The 18,975-nt window shown below is 68.3% G+C and carries 20 protein-coding genes and 1 tRNA gene; 14 read left to right on the forward strand and 7 right to left on the reverse strand.

The features are described 5' to 3' along the window. Positions 1 to 42: 42 nt before the first annotated feature. Positions 43 to 1,791: an acyl-CoA synthetase gene (locus BC358_RS18550; protein ID WP_079366969.1), complete on the reverse strand. Its 1,749-nt coding sequence runs from the start codon at positions 1,789 to 1,791 to the stop codon at positions 43 to 45. 35 nt (positions 1,792 to 1,826) lie between these two features. Here BC358_RS18550 and BC358_RS18555 point away from each other — a divergent pair, with 35 nt between their 5' ends. The 11 genes from BC358_RS18555 to gloA all read left to right on the forward strand — a co-directional run bounded on the left by BC358_RS18555 (position 1,827) and on the right by gloA (position 11,047). Then, complete coding sequence (locus BC358_RS18555) at positions 1,827 to 2,744, forward strand: alpha/beta fold hydrolase (RefSeq protein ID WP_079366970.1); 918 nt, start codon at positions 1,827 to 1,829, stop codon at positions 2,742 to 2,744. 54 nt (positions 2,745 to 2,798) lie between these two features. Continuing rightward, positions 2,799 to 3,903 (forward strand): peptide chain release factor 2 gene (prfB, locus tag BC358_RS21985; protein WP_143434366.1). Its coding sequence is split into 2 segments (ribosomal slippage): positions 2,799 to 2,879 and positions 2,881 to 3,903, totalling 1,104 coding nucleotides; the frame shifts between segments, so codons are not numbered across the junction. Then, positions 3,903 to 4,565 (forward strand): HAD family phosphatase, encoded by a 663-nt coding sequence (locus BC358_RS18560; RefSeq protein ID WP_079366971.1) that lies wholly within the window; start codon positions 3,903 to 3,905, stop codon positions 4,563 to 4,565. The genes prfB and BC358_RS18560 overlap by 1 nt, the downstream gene beginning before the upstream one ends. Then, on the forward strand, positions 4,552 to 7,251 hold the full coding sequence (gene pepN / locus BC358_RS18565) for an aminopeptidase N (protein WP_079366972.1): 2,700 nt from the start codon (positions 4,552 to 4,554) through the stop codon (positions 7,249 to 7,251). Before BC358_RS18560 ends, pepN begins: the two co-directional genes overlap by 14 nt. Positions 7,252 to 7,268: 17 nt before the next feature. Next, positions 7,269 to 8,285, forward strand: a complete 1,017-nt coding sequence (locus BC358_RS18570) for a class 1 fructose-bisphosphatase (protein WP_079366973.1) — start codon at positions 7,269 to 7,271, stop codon at positions 8,283 to 8,285. A gap of 24 nt (positions 8,286 to 8,309) precedes the next feature. Next, a tRNA-Thr gene (locus tag BC358_RS18575) sits at positions 8,310 to 8,385 on the forward strand. A 52-nt stretch (positions 8,386 to 8,437) separates the two neighbouring features. Then, the gene (locus tag BC358_RS18580; RefSeq protein ID WP_079366974.1) at positions 8,438 to 8,920 is read left to right on the forward strand and encodes a YeeE/YedE family protein; all 483 of its coding nucleotides are present in this window, start codon (positions 8,438 to 8,440) and stop codon (positions 8,918 to 8,920) included. After that, the gene (locus tag BC358_RS18585) at positions 8,917 to 9,342 is read left to right on the forward strand and encodes a DUF6691 family protein (RefSeq protein ID WP_079366975.1); all 426 of its coding nucleotides are present in this window, start codon (positions 8,917 to 8,919) and stop codon (positions 9,340 to 9,342) included. Before BC358_RS18580 ends, BC358_RS18585 begins: the two co-directional genes overlap by 4 nt. Before the next feature lie 49 nt (positions 9,343 to 9,391). Continuing rightward, positions 9,392 to 9,982, forward strand: coding sequence for a thioredoxin fold domain-containing protein (locus BC358_RS18590; RefSeq protein WP_256861579.1), 591 nt, complete (start codon positions 9,392 to 9,394; stop codon positions 9,980 to 9,982). Between the two features lie 16 nt (positions 9,983 to 9,998). Further along, positions 9,999 to 10,622: a hypothetical protein gene (locus tag BC358_RS18595; RefSeq protein WP_079366976.1), complete on the forward strand. Its 624-nt coding sequence runs from the start codon at positions 9,999 to 10,001 to the stop codon at positions 10,620 to 10,622. Positions 10,623 to 10,633: 11 nt separating this feature from the next. Beyond that, positions 10,634 to 11,047, forward strand: coding sequence for a lactoylglutathione lyase (gene gloA / locus BC358_RS18600; protein ID WP_066149888.1), 414 nt, complete (start codon positions 10,634 to 10,636; stop codon positions 11,045 to 11,047). A gap of 61 nt (positions 11,048 to 11,108) precedes the next feature. On the opposite strand, the gene BC358_RS18605 is transcribed toward gloA, so the two are convergent. Next, a complete protein-coding gene (locus BC358_RS18605) occupies positions 11,109 to 11,690 on the reverse strand; it encodes an OmpA family protein (protein ID WP_079366977.1) in 582 nt (193 codons plus the stop codon). Positions 11,691 to 11,821: 131 nt separating this feature from the next. On the opposite strand from BC358_RS18605, the gene BC358_RS18610 reads away from it, so the two are divergent. Together BC358_RS18610 and pdxH are read left to right on the forward strand one after the other, a co-directional pair. Continuing rightward, positions 11,822 to 12,442 (forward strand): gamma-glutamylcyclotransferase, encoded by a 621-nt coding sequence (locus tag BC358_RS18610; protein ID WP_143434371.1) that lies wholly within the window; start codon positions 11,822 to 11,824, stop codon positions 12,440 to 12,442. A gap of 23 nt (positions 12,443 to 12,465) precedes the next feature. Next, a complete protein-coding gene (pdxH, locus tag BC358_RS18615) occupies positions 12,466 to 13,101 on the forward strand; it encodes a pyridoxamine 5'-phosphate oxidase (protein ID WP_079366978.1) in 636 nt (211 codons plus the stop codon). A gap of 8 nt (positions 13,102 to 13,109) precedes the next feature. Here the strand turns inward: pdxH and folK are convergent, their stop codons facing one another. Genes folK through BC358_RS18640 form a run of 5 tightly spaced genes read right to left on the reverse strand, consistent with a single transcriptional unit; the run spans position 13,110 to position 17,778 of the window. After that, positions 13,110 to 13,586, reverse strand: a complete 477-nt coding sequence (folK, locus tag BC358_RS18620; protein ID WP_079366979.1) for a 2-amino-4-hydroxy-6-hydroxymethyldihydropteridine diphosphokinase — start codon at positions 13,584 to 13,586, stop codon at positions 13,110 to 13,112. A 19-nt stretch (positions 13,587 to 13,605) separates the two neighbouring features. Further along, entirely contained in the window at positions 13,606 to 15,300 is a 1,695-nt protein-coding gene (gene pcnB / locus BC358_RS18625) for a polynucleotide adenylyltransferase PcnB (protein ID WP_079366980.1), read from the reverse strand. Further along, entirely contained in the window at positions 15,297 to 15,965 is a 669-nt protein-coding gene (locus tag BC358_RS18630; RefSeq protein ID WP_079366981.1) for an HAD family phosphatase, read from the reverse strand. Before BC358_RS18630 ends, pcnB begins: the two co-directional genes overlap by 4 nt. Next, positions 15,962 to 16,648 (reverse strand): DnaA regulatory inactivator Hda, encoded by a 687-nt coding sequence (gene hda / locus BC358_RS18635; protein ID WP_066149869.1) that lies wholly within the window; start codon positions 16,646 to 16,648, stop codon positions 15,962 to 15,964. The genes BC358_RS18630 and hda overlap by 4 nt, the downstream gene beginning before the upstream one ends. A 17-nt stretch (positions 16,649 to 16,665) precedes the next feature. After that, a complete protein-coding gene (locus tag BC358_RS18640) occupies positions 16,666 to 17,778 on the reverse strand; it encodes an AI-2E family transporter (protein WP_066149866.1) in 1,113 nt (370 codons plus the stop codon). Positions 17,779 to 17,881: 103 nt separating this feature from the next. Between BC358_RS18640 and purM the strand changes: the two genes are divergently transcribed. Then, positions 17,882 to 18,919, forward strand: a complete 1,038-nt coding sequence (gene purM, locus BC358_RS18645; protein ID WP_079366982.1) for a phosphoribosylformylglycinamidine cyclo-ligase — start codon at positions 17,882 to 17,884, stop codon at positions 18,917 to 18,919. Positions 18,920 to 18,975: the final 56 nt, after the last annotated feature.

Consider the following 18,975-nt stretch of genomic DNA (forward strand, 5'->3'; position numbering starts at 1 on the left):
AAAGGGTGGAAACGCGAGACAGCCGGCGAGTTTAGAAGCGAATCAAAGCCCACGCTGTCCTGCGCGTTCCCGCGCCCGCTCCTCCTCCTTCAGGCGCAGCACGCGCCGCTGCACCTTGCCGGTGGTGGTCATGGGCAGGGCGTCGACGAACTCGATCTCCTTGGGGTACTCGTAGGGCGCGAGCTTGCCCTTGACGTGGGCCTGAAGGCTGGCGACCAGCGCCTCGTCGCCGGTGGTGCCCGGGGTCAGCACCACATAGGCCTTGACCACCGCGCCGCGTTCGGGGTCGGGCTTGGGCACCACCGCGGCGTTGGCCACCGCCGGGTGCTTGACCAGGCAGTTCTCGATCTCGCTGGGCCCGATACGGTAGCCGGCGGCCTTGAACACGTCGTCGCTGCGGCCCTGGTACCAGAGGTAGCCGTCGGCGTCGCGCACCGCGAGGTCGCCGGTGCGGCACCAGCTGTCCGCCATGTCACCGGTGAACTTGGCTTTTGTGGCCGCCTCGTTCTTCCAGTAGCCCAGGAAGAAGATCGGGTCCGGGTCGCCGTGGATGTCGAGCCGGTGCACCGCCACATCGCCCGGCACGCCGACCGGGCACTCGTGGCCTTCCTCGTCGATCACCGCCACGCGGTGACCCGGGTAGCCCTTGCCCATGCTGCCCGGCTTCGCGGGGTACAGCCGCGCGCAGTTGCCGACGATGTAGTTGATCTCGGTCTGACCGAACATCTCGTTGACGGTCACACCCAGCTGCTCGCGGCAGTAGGCGAACACCGCGTCGCCCACCGCCTCGCCCGCACTCATGATGGCTTCGAGCTTCAGCGTGCACTGTCCGCGCGGCGTCGGGAAGGCTTTCATCATGGCCTTGAGCGCGGTGGGGAACAGGAAGGTGTGGGTGACGCCGTGGCGCTGCATCAGCTCGAACGCGGTCTGTGGCGCGAAGCGGCCGTTGAAGCCAACGATGGGGCGGCCGAAATACAGCGTGGGCAGCAGCGCGTCCATCAGGCCACCGGTCCAGGCCCAGTCGGCCGGCGACCAGAACACCGCCTGCGAGGGCACCGACGCATCGAACGGGTCAAAACCGAACCAGTTCTGGCTGCAGACGAAACCGGTGAGGTTGCCGATCAGCGCGCGGTGAGGAATCAGCGCGCCTTTCGGGTTGCCGGTGGTGCCGCTCGTGTAGATCAGCACCGCGGCCTCTTCGGCCAAGGTGTTCACCAGGTTGAAGGAGGCCGGCTCCTGCGCCAGCAACGCCGACCAGTCGAGCACACCAGGCGCCCCGGCCTCCACCGCGATAACGCTGCGCAGCAGCGGGCACTGCGCCGTCACCGATTGCAGCGCCGGCAGGGTGCTGGCGTCGCAGATGGCCACCACGGCCTCGCTGTCGTGCAGGCGGAACTCCAGCGCCTCGGGGCCGAACAGCTGCGACAGCGGCATGCCGACCGCGCCCATCTGCAGCACCGCCATGTAGGCCACGGCGGTTTCGAAGCGCTGCGGCAGCACGATGGCCACACGGTCGCCGCGGCGCACACCCAGCGCCTGCAGCGCGTTGGACAGCCGGTTGGCCTGCGCCTGCAGCTCGGCATAGCCGTGGTAACGGTCCTCACGGTCGGGCGAACAGGCGATGACCGCCGTCTGCGAGGCCGTGGCGGGGTCAGCCGCCCAGCGGCGCGAACAGACCTCGGCCATGTTGAAGTGCCTCGGCACCTTCCAGCCGAAACGCCGGTGCAGATCGGCGTAGCCATCGGCCTGCGGGCGGGGTTTGTGGGTGTCGCTGTGTTGACGCTGCCGCATCGCGTGTCTCCGTCTCGTTCCTTATGATGGATCGAATGTATCAAGCCCTGAACGCCTCCCGCAGCCGCTTCGTGCCCGTGCGCCACCTGTCCTACCACGTGCGCGAATGGGGCACACCGGTGGCCGGTGAACCGCCGCTGGTGCTGGTGCATGGCTGGATGGACGTCGCGGCCTCGTGGCAGTTCATGGTGGATGCGCTGCGCACGCCGCGCTGGATCCTGGCGCCCGACTGGCGCGGCTACGGCCTCACCAAGTCGGGCATCGGCGACGGACCTCCGGCCGACAACTTCTGGTTCCCCGACTACCTGGCCGACCTGGACTTCCTGCTCGACGCGCTCGCGCCCGGCCAGGCGGTGGACTTGGTGGGCCACAGCATGGGCGGCAATGTGGCCATGATGTACGCGGGCGTTCGGCCCGAGCGCATCCGCCGCCTGGTCAACCTCGAAGGCTTCGGCATGCCCGAAACCCGCCCCGCCCAGGCGCCCGGCCGCTACGCCCAGTGGATCGACGAACTCAAGGCGCTGCACCGTGGCGAGATGGACCTCAAGTCCTACGACAGCGCCGAGGGTGTGGCGCGCCGGCTGATGAAGACCAACCCGCGCCTGACACAAGACAAGGCGGACTGGCTGGCCCGCCAGTGGGCCGCACCCGACGCCCAGGGGCGCTGGACCATCCTGGGCGACGCGGCGCACAAGGTGGTCAACGCCCACCTCTACCAGGTGCCCGAGGCGCTCGCGCTGTACGAGCGGATCAGTGCGCCGGTGCTCTCGGTGACGGCCGGCGACGACAGCCTGGGCCAGTGGTGGAAGGGCCGGTTCACGCTGGAGCAGTACCGCGAGCGCCTGCGCCATGTGCCCCGGCTCACCGAAGCCCACATCGACGACGCGGGCCACATGCTGCACCACGACCAGCCGGAAGAACTGGCACAGCTGATCGAAAACTTCCTGGCGTGAGAAAATCGCTGGTTTCGCGGGCCCGCCCCGCGCCACCGTCAGCGAGAACACACCATGGAAGCCGAACGCATCAACGCCATCCGCAATCAACTGGCCGACCTCAGCGCACGCGTGGTCGAGCTCCGGAGGTATCTTTGACTACGATGCCAAGGCATTGAAGTTGTCGGAGGTCACCAGCGCGCTGGAAGACCCCACCGTCTGGGACAACCCCAAACGCGCCCAGGAGCTGGGCAAGGAAAAGAAATCGCTGGAAGACGTGGTGCTCGTGCTCGACCGCCTGACCAGTGAACTGGCCGACAACAGCGAGCTGTTCGAGATGTCCGAGGCCGAGGGCGACGACGCCGGGCTGGAGACCATCGAGGACGAAGCGAAGAACGTGCAGGCCGAGGTCGAGAAGCTCGAATTCCGCCGCATGTTCAACAACCCGGCCGACCCGCTGAACTGCTTCGTCGACATCCAGGCCGGCGCGGGCGGCACCGAGGCCTGCGACTGGGCCAGCATGCTGCTGCGCCAGTACCTCAAGTACGCCGAGCGCAAGGGCTTCAAGACCACGGTCGAGGACGAGACCCCGGGCGACACCGCCGGCATCAAGAGCGCCACCATCAAGGTCGAGGGCGAATACGCCTACGGCCTGCTGCGCACCGAGACCGGCGTACACCGCCTGGTGCGCAAGAGCCCGTTCGACAGCTCGGGCGGCCGTCACACCTCGTTCGCCTCGCTGTTCGTCTACCCCGAGATCGACGACTCGATCCAGATCGACATCAACCCCGCCGACGTGCGGGTGGACACCTTCCGCGCCTCCGGCGCCGGTGGCCAGCACATCAACAAGACCGACTCGGCCGTGCGCCTGACGCACATTCCGACCGGCATCGTCGTGCAGTGCCAGGACGGCCGCAGCCAGCACAGCAACCGCGACGTCGCCTGGCAACGCCTGCGCTCGCGCCTGTACGACCACGAGATGCGCAAGCGCCAGGAAGAGCAGCAGAAGCTGGAAGACACCAAGACCGATGTGGGCTGGGGCCATCAGATCCGCAGCTACGTGCTGGACAACAGCCGCATCAAGGACCTGCGCACCAACGTCGAAATCTCGGCCACACAGAAGGTGCTTGACGGCGATCTGGACCCGTTCATCGAAGCCTCGCTCAAGCAGGGCGTGTGATGGTCGGCGCGCTGATCTTCGACATGGACGGCACGATGATCGATTCGATGCCGTGGCACCAGAAGAGCTGGGTCGCGTTCTGCGAACGCCGCGGCCTGGACATCGACGTGCCCGACCTGATGCGCCGCACCACCGGCCGCACCGGCATCGAATGCATGGTCGAGCTGTTCGGCGGCCTGCCGCCCGAACAGGCGCAGGCCTATGTCGACGAGAAAGAAGGCATCTACCGCGAGCTGTTCGCCCCCGTGTTCGCCGAGATCGCCGGCTTCAAGGCCTTCCTCGGCCAGGCGCAGTCGCGCGGACTGGCGGTCGGCGTGGGCACGGCCGGTGACCGCCACAACCAGGCCTTTGCCTACCGGCACCTGGCGCTGGGCCAAACCCTGCCCACCGTGGGCGGTGACGAAGGCCTGCCCGGCAAGCCCGAACCCGCGATCTTCCTGGAGGTGGCGCGCCGGCTCGGCGTGCAGCCCGAACACTGCATCGTGTTCGAGGATGCGCCGCTGGGCATCGAGGCCGCGCGCCGCGCCGGCATGCGCGCCGTGGGCATCTGCAGCTCGCACCACGCCGACGAACTCGACGGGCCCCATGTGCTGGCCCGTGTTCCCGACTACCAGACCCTGATCAAAACCCGTTTTCTGGAGACCGTCCATGCAACTGCGTGAGGCCACCGGCCCTGCGATGGTGATCCGTCGCGAAGACTACACCCCGCCCCCGTTCTGGATCGACCGCATCGAACTCACGTTCGACCTCGACCCGGCCAAGACCCGCGTGCTCAACAAGATGGTCCTGCGCCGCAACACCGAGGTGCCGGCGCAGCCTCTGCGCCTGGACGGCGAAGAGCTGAACCTGGCGCGCGTGGTGCTCAATGGCGGCGGCTGCTCGTTCAAGATGGACGGCGACGCCTTGGTGCTGGGCAGCCTGCCCGAAGGACCCGAGCCCTTCGAACTGGAGATCTTCACCACCTGCTCGCCCGAGAAGAACACCCAGCTCTCGGGCCTGTACCTCAGCCAGGGCGACTTCTTCACCCAGTGCGAGGCCGAGGGCTTCCGCCGCATCACCTACTTCCTGGACCGTCCCGACGTGATGGCCAGCTACACCGTGACGCTGCGCGCCGACAAGGACAAATACCCCGTCCTGCTGTCCAACGGCAACCTGGTCGAGCAGGGTGAACTGCCCGACAACCGCCACTTCGCGAAGTGGGTCGACCCGCACCGCAAGCCGTCCTACCTGTTTGCCCTGGTGGCCGGCCGCCTGATCTCGCGCGAGCAGCGCATAGTCACCCGCGCCGGCAAGGAACACCTGCTGCAGGTCTACGTGCGCCCGGGCGACATGGACAAGACCGAGCACGCCATGAACTCGCTGATCGCCAGCGTGGTCTGGGACGAGGCCCGCTTCGGCCTGCCGCTGGATCTGGAGCGCTTCATGATCGTCGCCACCAGCGACTTCAACATGGGAGCGATGGAGAACAAGGGCCTCAACATCTTCAACACGAAGTACGTTCTCGCCAACAGCGCCACGGCCACCGACACCGACTTCGCCAACATCGAGTCGGTGGTCGGCCACGAGTACTTCCACAACTGGACCGGCAACCGCATCACCTGCCGCGACTGGTTCCAGCTCTCGCTCAAGGAAGGCCTGACCGTCTTCCGCGACCAGGAGTTCAGCATGGATCTGTGCGCCGAGCCTTCGGCGCGCGCGGTCAAGCGCATCGAGGACGTGCGCGTGCTGCGCACCATGCAGTTCCCCGAGGACGCCGGTCCGATGGCCCACCCGGTGCGGCCCGACCAGTACGTGGAGATCAACAACTTCTACACCGTCACGGTCTATGAAAAAGGCGCCGAGGTCGTGCGCATGATGCAGACCCTGGTGGGGCGCGACGGCTTCCGCAAGGGCATGGACCTGTACTTCCAGCGCCACGACGGCCAGGCCGTCACCTGCGACGACTTCGCGCAGGCCATCGCCGACGCCAACCCCGACAGCGAACTGGCGCGCCAGCTCGTGCCGTTCAAGCGCTGGTACAGCCAGTCGGGCACGCCGCGGCTGCAGGCCAGCGGCCACTACGACGCCGCCGAGCGCCGCTACACCCTCACGCTCAGCCAGAGCTGCCCGGCCACACCGGGCCAGAGCGAGAAACAGCCCTTCGTGATCCCGGTCACGCTCGGCCTGATCGACGCCCAGGGCCAGGACCTGGCGCTGCGGCTGCAGGGCGAATCGCAGACCAGCCGCGGCACCCGCCTGCTGGTGCTGACGCAGGCCAGCGAGAGCTTTGCCTTCGAGGACATCGACGCCGAGCCGGTGCCGTCCCTGCTGCGCGGCTTCTCTGCGCCGGTGATCGTCGACAACGGTCTGACCGACGACCAGCTGCTGCACCTGCTGGCCCACGACAGCGACGCCTTCAACCGTTGGGAAGCGGGCCAGCAACTGGCCCTGCGCCGCGCGGTGCAGGCCGTGCGCGCCGAGGGTCCGGTGGGCGCTGCGCCGCTGGACGAAGCCTTCATCGGCGCGATGCGCGCCGTGCTGCGCCACCCCACGCTGGACGCCGCGCTCAAGGAGCTGGTGCTCACCCTGCCGGCCGAAACCTACATCGCCGAGCAGCTGGACGTGGTCGATCCGCAGCGCATCCACGCGGTGCGCGAAATCATGCGCGAGCAGCTGGCCCAAGCGCTGCAGGCCGACTGGGCCTGGGCCTATGAACAGCACAAGGACAACGGCGCCTACCGGCCCGACCCGCTCAGCAGCGGCCGCCGCGCCCTGGCGGGCATGGCGCTGACCATGCTATGCATCGCAGCGCGCGAGACCGGCGACACCGTCTGGCCCGGCAAGGCCTACCAGCGCTTCAAGGACGCGGGCAACATGACCGACCGCTTCAACGCGCTGTCGGCCCTGGTGGTCAGCGGCCAGCCGCTGGCGCAGGAGGCGCTGGCGCGCTTCCACGCGATGTTCAAGGACGAGGCCCTGGTGATCGACAAGTGGTTCGCGCTGCAGGCCGGCGCCCCCGACCGCGGCGGCAACGTGCTGCCCGCTGTGCGCCAGCTGATGAACCACCCCGACTTCAACCTGAAGAACCCCAACCGCGCGCGCAGCGTGATCTTCAGCTTCTGCAGTGCCAATCCGGCCGGCTTCCACCGCAGCGACGCGGCGGGTTACGTGTTCTGGAGCGAGCGCGTGCTCGAACTCGACGCCATCAACCCGCAGGTCGCCGCCCGCCTGGCGCGCGCGCTGGACCGCTGGAAGAAGCTGGCCGAACCCTACCGCAGCGCCGCCCGCGAGGCCATCGCCCGCGTGGCCGCCAAGTCCGACCTGAGCGCCGACGTGCGCGAAGTCGTCACCCGCGCCTTGGCCGAATAGAAAACTCTGGAGCTCCCATGAAACGCATTTCCCTCACCCGCTACCTCGTCGAGCAGCAGCGCGTCGACGGCCACATCCCCGGCGACCTGCGCCTGCTGCTGGAAGTGGTCGCGCGCGCCTGCAAGCGCATCAGCCAGGCCGTCAACAAGGGCGACCTCGGCGAGGTCATGGGCACGGCCGACACCGAGAACGTGCAGGGCGAGGTCCAGAAGAAGCTGGACATCATCGCCAACGAGGTGCTGATCGAGGCCAACGAATGGGGCGGCCACCTGGCGGCCATGGCCAGCGAGGAAATGGACAGCATCTACCTGGTGCCCAACCGCTACCCGCAGGGCGAGTACCTGCTGATGTTCGACCCGTTGGACGGCTCGTCCAACATCGATGTCAACGTCTCCATCGGCACCATCTTCAGCGTGATGAAGAAGCCCGAGGGCAGCCCGGGCGTCAGCGAGGCCGACTTCATGCAGCCGGGCAGCCAGCAGGTGGCCGCCGGTTACTGCGTCTACGGCCCGCAGACCACGCTGGTGCTGACCGTGGGCGACGGCGTGGTCATGTTCACGCTGGACCGCGAGCAGGGCTCGTTCGTGCTGACCAAGGAAAACGTGACGATCCCGGCCGACACCAAGGAGTTCGCGATCAACATGAGCAACATGCGCCACTGGGCGCCGCCGGTGAAGCGCTATGTGGACGAATGCCTGGCCGGCAAGGAGGGCCCGCGCGGCAAGGACTTCAACATGCGCTGGGTGGCCTCGATGGTGGCCGATGTGCACCGCATCCTCACCCGCGGCGGCGTCTTCATGTACCCCTGGGACAAGCGCGACCCGGACAAGCCGGGCAAGCTGCGCCTGCTGTACGAGGCCAACCCCATGGGCTGGCTCGTGGAACAGGCCGGTGGCGCCGCCACCAACGGCCACGGTCGCATCCTGGACATCACCCCGACCAAGCTGCACGAGCGCGTGAGCGTGATCCTGGGTTCCAAGAACGAGGTCGAGCGCATCACGGCCTACCACCTCGAGGCCGAAGCGGCCAAATGAGTTTTTGCTAGAATCTCGGGCTTCGCCGGTGTAGCTCAGTTGGTAGAGCAGCTCATTCGTAATGAGAAGGTCGGGGGTTCGACTCCTCTCTCCGGCACCAATCTCAAAGCCCTGACTCGAAAGACTCAGGGCTTTTTCATTTCATTCACCCCATGGACGCCATCGCCTCTTCCATTGCCGCCCTGTTCCCCCTGGGCTGGATCCACTACCTGGCCGGCGGGCTGCTGATCGGCGCGGGCGTGGCCCTGCTGTTCGTCTGCACCGGCCTGGTGGGCGGCATGAGCACGGTGTTCTCGTCCACCTGGTCGTTCGTCGTGCGGCGGCCGTTCTTCCAGCAGGCGCGGTTCACCGATTCGCGGGTCTGGCGCCTGGTCTACGCCGCCGGCCTGGTCCTGGGAGCGCTGGTCTGGTGGCTCGGATTTTCCGATGGCACGCCCGGTTCCACCGACATCCCGGCCTGGCAGTTGCTGCTGGGGGGCGTGCTGGTGGGTTACGGCGCGCGACTTGGCAACGGCTGCACCTCGGGCCACGGCATCTGCGGCCTGGGTTCGCTGCAACTGCCCTCGCTGGGGGCGGTGCTGACCTTCATGGCCACCGCCTTTCTGGTGGCCAATCTGGTCGGAAGCTTCGCATGAGCGGTTTTTCTCTGACCCCCTCGAAAGCCCTGGCCGTGCTCGCCAGCGGGGCGCTGTTCGGCTTCGGGCTCTCGCTGGCCACCATGATCCGGCCCGAGGTGGTGCTGAGCTTCCTGCGCTTTCAGGACATGGGGCTGATGCTGGTCATGGGTGGCGCGGTGCTGGTCACCCTGCTGGCCTACCGCTTCAGCCCTGCACTGCTGCGCCAGCCGCTGCTGGGCGGCTACTTTCACCAGCACGTGAGTGTCTGGAACCGCGACACTCTGATGGGTGCCGCCCTGTTCGGTGCCGGCTGGGGCCTGTGTGGCGTCTGCCCGGGTCCGGCCATCGCCGGGCTGGGCACCGGCAACTGGGACCTGCTGTGGGCGCTGGGCGGCATTGCCCTGGGCGCCCTGCTGCAGGGCCTGCGCGCCCGCGCCTGACGAACTTCCTCTCTGCCGGCCGATCCCAACCCATTTTCCGGAGAACACCATGATCACCCGCCGCCTCTCGCTCGCCCTGCTGGCCACCTCCGCCCTCGGGCTGATGGCCTGCTCCAAAGAAGATGCTGCCAGCGGACAGCCCGCGGCCGCCGCCCCGATCGATCCCGCCCAGGCCTACGACACCGTGTCCCGGGAGGCCAAGGGGTTCACCGCCGGCGCGATGATGAGTGCCCACACGGTCTATGTGCTGTTCGACCCGCAGTGCCCGCACTGCAGCCACCTCTGGGCGTCGTCCCTGCCGCTGCAGACCAAGGTGAAATTCGTCTGGGCGCCGGTGGCCATCATCGGGCCCAAGAGCTTGCCGCAGGGCGCGGCGCTGATGCAGGCGGCCAACCCGGTCGAGACCATGACCGCGCACGAAAAATCGCTGCTGGCGGGACAGGGTGGCATGTCCGCCTCGGCCAGCATCCCGGCCGAGATCGAGGCCACCATCAAGGCCAACACCGGCCTGCTGGACCGGCTGGGCGCCGACTCTGTGCCCTTCATCGTGGCGCGCCACGCGGGCAGCGGCCAGGTGATCACCCGCGCGGGCTCCATGGACACCGCCAGCCTCTCCAGCTGGCTGGGCATGCAGCCCTGACGCGCCGGCCCGCTGCATGGACATCCTCACCCTCGCCCTGCTGTTTGCGGTGGGCAGTTTCCTGCTCAAGACCCGCGAACAGCGCCAGCGCATCGCCCTGCTGGGCGCCCACCTCGGACAGTTCCAGATCGAGAAGCTGATGGAGCGGCTCAACGACGGCTACCTGAGGGCGCTGGACGAGCCGGACGAGCAGCGCCAGCAGCAGATCTGGTCGCTGCACACCGCCACCGAGGAAGCGCTGGCCCAGCAGTTCGAGCGCTTTGCGCAGACGTTCTCGCAGGCCGACGCCTCCTCCACCTGGGTCAACCGCAACCCGCTGCCCCAGGCCCACCGCTGGCTGCCCGCCTGGCTGGCCCCGGGCTTCGATGCTCGGGCCCTGATGCAGCTGCACGCGCAGGGCATCGCGCGTGTGGTCGCCAACCCGCAGCAGTGGCCGGTGCGCGAGCGCGCCCGCACCCTGCTGGCCGAGCTCTACCTGATGCAGCACAGCTGCCACTGGTTCTGCCGCTCGCACGCTCTGGCGTCGGCTCGGCTGCTGGCCCGCCACAAAACCGCCTACGCGCAGGTGCTGCAGGCGGTTTCCCCTGCCACGCGGGAGGGCTATCAGGCCCTCACCGGCGTGCGCGCCACTCTTCCCTGACCATCAAGACCATGCGAATCCTCCACACCATGCTGCGCGTCGGCAACCTGCAACGCTCCATCGACTTCTACACCCAGGTGCTGGGCATGCAGCTGCTGCGCACGTCCGAGAACCCGGAATACAAGTACTCCCTCGCCTTTCTCGGTTTCGACGGTGGCAACCCCGGCCAGGCCGAGATCGAGCTGACCTACAACTGGGGCGTGGAGCAGTACGAGCTGGGCACGGCCTACGGCCACATCGCGCTGGGCGTGCCCGACGCCTATGCGGCCTGCGACAAGATCCGCGCCGCCGGCGGCACCATCACGCGCGAGGCCGGCCCGGTCAAGGGCGGCACCACGGTGATCGCCTTCGTCACCGACCCCGACGGCTACAAGATCGAACTCATCCAGCGCGCCGACACCGGCGCCGGTCAGGGCCTGCGCTGAGCCGGACCACCAACAAAAAAGCCCGCTGGACAGCGGGCTTTTTTGTTGGCGAAGGGGTCGCTCAGGGAGCGATCACCACCTCCACACGGCGGGCCTCGGCGTTGTTGCCGGAGCCCGTGGCGGTCTCGGGCTTCTTGAGTTCGATGCCCGACTCGGCCACGCCGGCGGCCTTGAGCGCGTCGCGCACCGCAAGGGCACGCTGCTTGGCCAGCTCGGCGTTCTTGGCCGGATCGCCAGTGGAGTCGTGGAAACCGGAGATCACCAGCTTCTGGCCCGCCTTGCCGGCGGCGATGGCATCGGCCAGCGCTTCCACAGCGCCCGGCGCCAGGTCGGACTTGCCCGACGCGAAGTAGAACTTCACCACGCCGTTTTCCACCACCACGCTGGCATCGTCGCTGCCCGCCGCCGGGGCCGCGGCCTCGGGTGCCGCCGCGGGCGGGGCGCTGGCCGCGGCACCGTTCGCTGCCCCTGCGGAGGCGTCGCCCGCCGTCGCTGCAGCCACCGCGGCCGGGGCTGCCTTTGCGCCCGAGCCACGCACCTTCTGGATCGCCACACCGATGGCCAGACCGACCGCCATCAGCACCACTGCGATCAGCACCACCGCCGCGACGCGGTATTCCTGTTGTTCGTCCTGGGAAGACATGGGCAACACTCCGTGAAGAATAATGAGGGATTGAACTTCAGCCCCCTGCAGCTCCTCCCTGAAGGAGTCCGACAGGCGCAAAAACCCGAAGATTGTAAATGGCTGCCCCTCGCGCCCGACCGCTGCCCTTCATGCCCCGCAACCGCCCCCAGAGCACCTGGGAACCCTCGCAACGCGATGGACGGCAGATGATGGCGGACACCCTGGCGCAGTGGCGCTCGCTCGGCCCCGACGCCGACCTCTGGGTGTTCGGCTACGCCTCGCTGGTCTGGCGCCCCGAGTTCGAGGCCGCCGAGCAGCGCCTGGCCCAGGTGCACGGCTACCACCGCTGCCTGAACATGTACAGCCGCGTCAACCGCGGCACGCCCGAGCGCCCGGGCCTGGTGTTCGCGCTCATGCCCGGCGGCAGCTGCACCGGCATGGCGCTGCGCCTGCCGCACGACCAGGTCGAGGCGGCCATGCCCGCACTGTGGGCGCGCGAGATGCCGAACCCGGTCTACGACCCCAAGTGGCTGCTCTGCCGGACCGCGCAGGGGCCGGTCTGCGCCCTGGCCTTCACCCTCTCGCCCCGCAGCCCCAACCACACCGGACCGCTGAGCGACGCTCAGTACCGCGACATCTTCGAACACGCACGCGGCCGCTACGGCACCACGCTGGACTACGCACGCCAGACCCTGCAGGGCCTGCGCGCGCACGGTATTGAAGACCGTGCGTTGGCGCGGCTGCTCAGCATCGCAAACGATCTGCCCTGAACACGACACCACCAGGACCCACCATGAACATCGCCGACCTGCGCAAGAGCTATGAAAAAGCCGAACTCAGCGAATCCGCCTCGCACGCCGACCCACTGCAGCAATTCGACCAATGGCTGAACGAGGCCATCCGTGGTGAAGTGCCCGAGCCGAACGCCATGACGCTGGCCACCGTGGGCGCCAACCTGCGGCCCACCACGCGCGTGGTGCTCATCAAGGGGTACGACGAACGCGGCATCGTCTGGTACACCAACTACAACAGCCAGAAGGGCCGGCAGCTGGCTGGCAACCCGTACGCCGCGCTGCAGTTCCACTGGGTCGAACTCGAGCGCGTGGTGCGCATCGAAGGCCTCGTCGAGAAGGTCAGCGACGAAGAGAGCGACGAGTACTTCCACAGCCGCCCGCTGGACAGCCGCATCGGCGCCTGGGCCAGCCCGCAGAGCGAGGTGATCGAGAACCGCACGGTGCTCGTGACCAACGCCGCGAAGTACGGCGCCCAGTTCATGCTGCGCCCGCCCCGCCCGCCGCACTGGGGCGGCTACCGCCTCAAACCCGACACCTGGCAGTTCTGGCAGGGTCGCAAAAGCCGCCTGCACGACCGGCTGCGCTATTCGCTGCAGGCCGACGGTCAGTGGTTGCGGGAGCGGCTGGCGCCGTGAGCCCCTTTTCAGAGACGTTCGATCGCCTGGTCGGCAACGGCTGAGAGGCGTTGCCCGGTCACCAGACTGGGCGCAATCTCGTGCAACGGCACCAGCACAAACGCCCGTTCCCACATGCGCGGGTGCGGTACGGTCAGTGCGGGTGAGTCGATGCGGGCGCCGCCGTACAACAACAGGTCCAGGTCCAGCGTGCGCGGGGCGTTGCGGTAGGGGCGCTCGCGGCCGGCGGCGTTTTCGATCGCCTGCAAGGCGTGCAGCAGCGCGGGCGCAGTGAGCGTGCTGGCCACTTCGGCCACGGCATTGAGGTAGTCGGGGCCGCTGGACTCGATGGGGGCGGTGCGGTAGAGGCTGGAGGCCTTGACGAGCCGTAGGCCGTGCGTGCTGCCCAGCGCCTGCAGCGCATCACGCAGCGTGCGGGCGGCATCTCCGAGGTTGGCACCGAGGGCCACGTAGGCCGTGACCTCGGGGCGCCCGGTGTCGCTCATATCTGCAAGAGGTCTATTGTCAGTCGGCCGACGGCGCAGGAGGGGCGCCTTCACCACCACCGGACGCCTTGCGGCGGCGACGGCGGCGCTTGCGGGCCGGCGCCTCGCCCTCGCCGGGCGCGGCGGCGTCGTCGACATGGTCGCTGTCGGGTGCAAAAGCGCTGCCATAGAACACGGTGCGCGCAGGGCTCTCGTCCTGCTCGTCACCGCCCTCCGCGGGGCGGAAACGCGGATCGTCCCGCACCGGCTCGGCGACGCCCGACGCCGGATGGTCGGCGTCGGTCTTCTTCACGCGGCGCGCCTTGCCGCCACCGCCAGCCCCCTTGGGCTGACCGGCCTTGCGCTGCGCGTCGACCATGTCCTGGCGGTGGTCGTCGTCGGCGGTGCTGAAGGTTTCCCACCAGTGCGCCAGCTCTTCGTCGACTTCACCGGTTTGCGCGCGCAGGCGCAAAAAGTCGAAGCCGGCGCGGAAGCGCGGCTGTTCAACCAGGCTGAACGGACCGGTGCCCACGCGCTTGTCGAAGCGCGGCTGCATCATCCAGATCTCGCGCATGTCGGTGCCCAGCTTGCCGCGACCGGACACATCACCGATGCGGGCGTCGAAGGCCTCGTCCACCGCGTCCTGCAGCGCCGCGAACGGCGTGGGCGGGCGCTGGTTGCCGCGCGGTTGCAGCCGCCGCTCCCAGCCCTTGCGCACGTCGGCCCAGAGCACGCAGGCCAGCAGGAAGCTGGGCGCCACCGGCTTGCCCTCGCCGACGCGGCGGTCGGTGTCCTGCAGCGCCAGCTTGACGAAGTCGTCCTCGGCCCGCTCGACCACCAGGTCGAGCAGCGGGTAGATGCCGCGAGCCAGGCCGTGGGTCTTGAGCGCCTCGACGCTGGCCAGCGCGTGGCCGGTCTGCAGCAGCTTGAGCATCTCGTCGAACAGGCGGCTCTGCGGGACTTCTTTCAGCAGATCCACCGAGGACACCAGGGGTTCGCGCGTCTTGGCGTCGAACTTGAAACCCAGGGCATTGAGCTTGGCGGCGAAACGCACGGCGCGGATGATGCGCACCGGGTCTTCGCGGTAGCGCGTGGCGGCGTCGCCGATCATGCGCAGCGTCTTCTTCTGCGCGTCGCGGATGCCGTGGTGGAAGTCGACCACGATCTGCGCCTCGGGGTCGTAGTACATGGCGTTGATCGAGAAGTCGCGCCGCGCGGCGTCCTGCTCGATCGGACCCCAGACGTTGTCGCGCAGCACCCGGCCGCTGGCGTCCACCGCGTGCTTCATGCCCGAGAGCTCGCCCTTGCTGGTGCGCTCGTTGCCGCTGACCTGCTCGGCGTCGGCGCTGTCGAGGTAGGCGCGGAAGGTCGAGACCTCGATCACCTCGTGTTCACGGCCGCGGCCATAGATCACGTGCACGATGCGGAAGCGCCGGCCGATGATGAAGGCGCGGCGGAACAGGTTCTTGACCTGCTCGGGCGTGGCGCTGGTGGCGACGTCGAAGTCCTTGGGCCGCAGGCCCAGCAGCAGGTCGCGCACCGCGCCGCCGACGATGTAGGCCTCGAAGCCGGCCTGTTTGAGGGTGCGCACCACGTCCAGGGCGCGCTGGTCGACCAGCTTCGGGTCGATGCCGTGGACGGAAACCGGCACGTCCTCGCGCTTGCCGAACTTGCTGGCCTTGGCGCTTTTGCCGGAGGCCTTGCCCAGCAGCTTGTCGATGAATTTCTTGATCATTCGAATAGGTTCAGGATGCGCCAGCCTCGCTCGGTGGCGATGGCGCTGAGGCGGGGGTCCGGGTTGGTCGCCACCGGCTCGGTCACTTTCTCCAGCAGCGGGAGATCGTTGAGGGAGTCGCTGTAGAAGCTGCTGTGCTCCACGTCGGCCCAGGACAGGCCGCGGGAAGCCAGCCATTGTTCCACACGCGCGACCTTGCCCTCGCGGAACGAGGGGGTGCCCCAGATGGCACCGGTCGGGTTGCCCTGCGGGTCGCGCTCCAGGTCGATGGCGATCAGCTCGGAAACACCGAAGGCCGCGGCGATGGGCCGGGTGACGAACTCGTTGGTGGCGGTGACGATTAGCACCTGGTCGCCCGCCGCCTGGTGGCGGCGCACCAGCTCGACGGCCACCGGCCGGATGGCGGGGCGGATCACCTGGTCCATGAAGCGGCGGTGCGCAGCGTTGGACTTGTCCACCCCGTGCTCGGCCAGCGGGGCGACCGAGAAGCGGATGTACTCGTGGATGTCCAGCGTGCCGGCCTTGTACTGCTCGTAAAAGGCGTCGTTGGCACGGGTGTGGGTTTCGGCGTCGCGCCAGCCCAGCTCCACGGTGAACTGGCCCCAGGCGTGGTCGGAGTCCAGGGGCAGCAGGGTGTGGTCCAGGTCAAAAAGAGCGAGTTTCATTCGTTGTCCAGCATGGACTTGATCAGCGGAATCGTGATGGCGCGCTGCGTGCGCAGGGCGTAGGCGTCGAGCTGGTCCAGCAGCATCATCAGGCTGGAGAGGTCGCGCGAGAAGCGGTTGAGCATGAAGTCCATGACCTCGTCGCCCAGGAACACGCCGCGCTCGTCGGCGGCCCGCCGCAGCACGGAGCGGCGCTCGGTCTCGCCCAGGGCCTTGAGCTGGAACACATGGCCCCAGCCCAGGCGCGTGCGCAGGTCTTCGCGCAGGCGCAGGTCGGCCGGCGGCCGGTCGGCCGCGGCCAGCACCCAGCGCGCCGGGCCGTGGGCCGGGGTCTGGGCGTTGACGAACCAGTTGAAAGCCGCGGCCTGCTGCTCGGCGGTGTAGAGGTGGCAGTCGTCGAGGATCACCGCGTCCCAGCTCTCGTCGAACTCGATCGGGTGCAGGATGCCCGCCCCGATCCAGCCGGTGCGGGCGCCCAGGTCGCGCAGGGTTTCGCGCACCGCCCGCAGCAAATGGGTCTTGCCGCTGCCGGGCTCGCCCCAGAGATAGGTGGGCACCGGCGACCGCAAGGGGTTGTAGGTCCACAGCCGCAGGTGCTCCAGCACGGCCTCGTTGCCCGCCGCCACGAAGTTGTCCAGCGTGGGCACGGGCGCCAGCCCGATGTCCAGCGCCATCTGTTTCATGGGCGGCTGAACCGGTTTCATTCCGCGCCGTCCTTCGGCTGGGCCGGCGCGGCCGGGGCGGTGGCTGCGCCGGGCAGGTACAGGTCGCTGGCCAGGTAACCGGCCCTGGCGCGGCGGATCGCCACCAGCAGCACGGCGCTGGCCGGCAGCGCGATCAGCACCCCCACGAAGCCGAACAGATGACCAAAGGCCATCAGGGCGAAGATGACCGCGATGGGGTGCAGGCCGATGCGCTCGCCCAGCAGGCGCGGCGTCACGTACATGCTTTCGGCCACCTGGCCCACCGTGTAGACCACACCGACAAGCACCACGCCGGTCAGGCTCTGGAACTGCAGCACCGCCGCCAGCAGGCCCATCACCAGGCCCAGGCCGAAGCCCAGGTAGGGCACGAACACGGCCAGACCGGTGAACACGCCGATCGGCAGCGCCAGCTTCAGGCCCACCAGGGCCAGCGCCACGGTGTAGAACACCGCCAGCACCCCCATCACCAGCAGCTGGCCGCGCAGGTACTGGCCCAGCACCTCGTCCGTTTCGTCCAGGAAGCTCTGCACCGAAGGCAGCCAGCGGGGAGGAATCAGCCGCTTGCTGCGTTCCACCAGCCCCGCCCAGTCCAGCAGCAGGTAGTAGGCCACGATGGGCGTGAGCACCAGGTTGCCGAACACCGCCGCCAGCGCGCTGCCGCCGATGCGCAGCGAGGACAGCAGGCCGTTGATCAGTTCCTGTTCGTGCCCGGTGACAAGATCCTTGAGCCACTCGCGCACCTGGGCCACATCGATCTGCAGGTCGATGCCAAAGCGCCCCGCCAGCGGCACCAGGCTGTCGTTGACCCGGTCCAGCAGCGCCGGCACCTGCTCCTTGAGCAGCGGCACCTGCTTGGTGATCACCGGCACGATCAGCAGCACCACAGCCAGCAGCACCAGCATGAGCAGGGCGATGGCCACACCCGCCCCGAGCCAGCGGGGAATCCGCCGGTCGTTGAGCTTTTCCACCAGGGGATGCAGCGCGTAGGCCATCACTGCGGCCAGCACGAAGGGCATCAGCACCGGCGCCAGCACCGTCAGCAGCGCCCAGATCGCCACGGCGATGGCGACCCAGGTCAGGGAACGGATCTGCGCGGGGGAAAGGGTCATGGGGTGCAAGCTCGGGTGAACGGGGGCCGGAGGGCGAACCCTTAAAATCAGCCGCAAATTCTAGTCCCCGGCCCGCGCGGGCCCTCTCCCCGCCCTCCCCCCTATGACCTCCAGCACCACCCCCCTTTCCTACAAAGACGCCGGCGTCGACATCGACGCGGGCGACGCGCTGGTCGAGCGCATCAAGCCGCTGGCCAAGAAGACCATGCGCGAAGGCGTGCTGGCCGGCATCGGCGGCTTCGGCGCGCTGTTCGAAGTGCCCAAGCGCTACCAGGAGCCGGTGCTGGTGAGCGGCACTGACGGCGTGGGCACCAAGCTCAAGCTGGCCTTTGAATGGAACCTGCACGACACCGTGGGCATCGACCTGGTGGGCATGAGCGTCAACGACGTGCTGGTGCAGGGCGCCGAGCCGCTGTTCTTCCTCGACTACTTTGCCTGCGGCAAGCTGGACGTGGAAACCGCTGCGGCCGTGGTCGGCGGCATCGCCAAGGGTTGTGAACTCTCCGGCTGCGCCCTGATCGGCGGCGAAACCGCCGAGATGCCCGGCATGTACCCAGCCGGCGAATACGACCTGGCCGGCTTCTGCGTCGGCGCGGTCGAAAAGTCCAAGATCCTGACCGGCAAGGACGTGAAACCGGGCGACGTGGTGCTGGGCCTGGCCTCGCACGGCGTGCACTCCAATGGCTTCTCGCTGGTGCGCAAGTGCATCGAACGCGCCGGCAGCGACCTGCCCGCCACGCTGGACGGCCAGCCGTTCAAGCAGGCCATCATGGCCCCGACCCGCCTGTACGTGAAGAACGTGCTGGCCACACTCGCCAAGCACCCCGTCAAGGCCCTGGCCCACATCACCGGCGGCGGCCTGCTGGAGAACATCCCGCGCGTGCTTCCCGAGGGCACGGCCGCCCACCTGAGGAAGGGTAGCTGGCCGCAGACCGAGCTGTTCGCCTGGCTGCAGAAGGTCGCCGGCATCGACGACATCGAGATGAACCGCACCTTCAACAACGGCATCGGCATGGTGGTGGTGATCGGCGCCGCCGAAGCCGCGGCCTGCGCCGCCACGCTGCGCGAACTGGGCGAGACGGTCTACGAGATCGGCGCCATCGCGCCCAAGGGCGACGCTGCCGCGGTGGTCGTGGCCTGATGTCCTGATCTGATCGAAACCTGTCCGCAGCAGTGGCGGACAGGGGACGCCCCGGC

Origin of the sequence: Hydrogenophaga sp. H7, from assembly GCF_002025745.1 — a bacterium.
GTDB classification, from domain to species: domain Bacteria; phylum Pseudomonadota; class Gammaproteobacteria; order Burkholderiales; family Burkholderiaceae_C; genus Hydrogenophaga; species Hydrogenophaga pseudoflava.

Bases quoted from the DNA above. Each gene is read 5' to 3' on its own strand.
- BC358_RS18560 (WP_079366971.1), top strand. From the start codon at position 3,903: ATGGTCGGCGCGCTGATCTTCGACATGGACGGCACGATGATCGATTCG.
- pepN (WP_079366972.1), top strand. From the start codon at position 4,552: ATGCAACTGCGTGAGGCCACCGGCCCTGCGATGGTGATCCGTCGCGAA.
- hda (WP_066149869.1), bottom strand. From the start codon at position 16,648: ATGAAACAGATGGCGCTGGACATCGGGCTGGCGCCCGTGCCCACGCTG.
- BC358_RS18550 (WP_079366969.1), bottom strand. From the start codon at position 1,791: ATGCGGCAGCGTCAACACAGCGACACCCACAAACCCCGCCCGCAGGCC.
- BC358_RS18585 (WP_079366975.1), top strand. From the start codon at position 8,917: ATGAGCGGTTTTTCTCTGACCCCCTCGAAAGCCCTGGCCGTGCTCGCC.
- BC358_RS18590 (WP_256861579.1), top strand. From the start codon at position 9,392: ATGATCACCCGCCGCCTCTCGCTCGCCCTGCTGGCCACCTCCGCCCTC.
- BC358_RS18610 (WP_143434371.1), top strand. From the start codon at position 11,822: ATGCCCCGCAACCGCCCCCAGAGCACCTGGGAACCCTCGCAACGCGAT.
- purM (WP_079366982.1), top strand. From the start codon at position 17,882: ATGACCTCCAGCACCACCCCCCTTTCCTACAAAGACGCCGGCGTCGAC.
- BC358_RS18570 (WP_079366973.1), top strand. From the start codon at position 7,269: ATGAAACGCATTTCCCTCACCCGCTACCTCGTCGAGCAGCAGCGCGTC.
- BC358_RS18605 (WP_079366977.1), bottom strand. From the start codon at position 11,690: ATGTCTTCCCAGGACGAACAACAGGAATACCGCGTCGCGGCGGTGGTG.
- pdxH (WP_079366978.1), top strand. From the start codon at position 12,466: ATGAACATCGCCGACCTGCGCAAGAGCTATGAAAAAGCCGAACTCAGC.
- BC358_RS18555 (WP_079366970.1), top strand. From the start codon at position 1,827: ATGTATCAAGCCCTGAACGCCTCCCGCAGCCGCTTCGTGCCCGTGCGC.
- folK (WP_079366979.1), bottom strand. From the start codon at position 13,586: ATGAGCGACACCGGGCGCCCCGAGGTCACGGCCTACGTGGCCCTCGGT.
- BC358_RS18595 (WP_079366976.1), top strand. From the start codon at position 9,999: ATGGACATCCTCACCCTCGCCCTGCTGTTTGCGGTGGGCAGTTTCCTG.
- BC358_RS18640 (WP_066149866.1), bottom strand. From the start codon at position 17,778: ATGACCCTTTCCCCCGCGCAGATCCGTTCCCTGACCTGGGTCGCCATC.
- gloA (WP_066149888.1), top strand. From the start codon at position 10,634: ATGCGAATCCTCCACACCATGCTGCGCGTCGGCAACCTGCAACGCTCC.
- BC358_RS18630 (WP_079366981.1), bottom strand. From the start codon at position 15,965: ATGAAACTCGCTCTTTTTGACCTGGACCACACCCTGCTGCCCCTGGAC.
- BC358_RS18580 (WP_079366974.1), top strand. From the start codon at position 8,438: ATGGACGCCATCGCCTCTTCCATTGCCGCCCTGTTCCCCCTGGGCTGG.
- pcnB (WP_079366980.1), bottom strand. From the start codon at position 15,300: ATGATCAAGAAATTCATCGACAAGCTGCTGGGCAAGGCCTCCGGCAAA.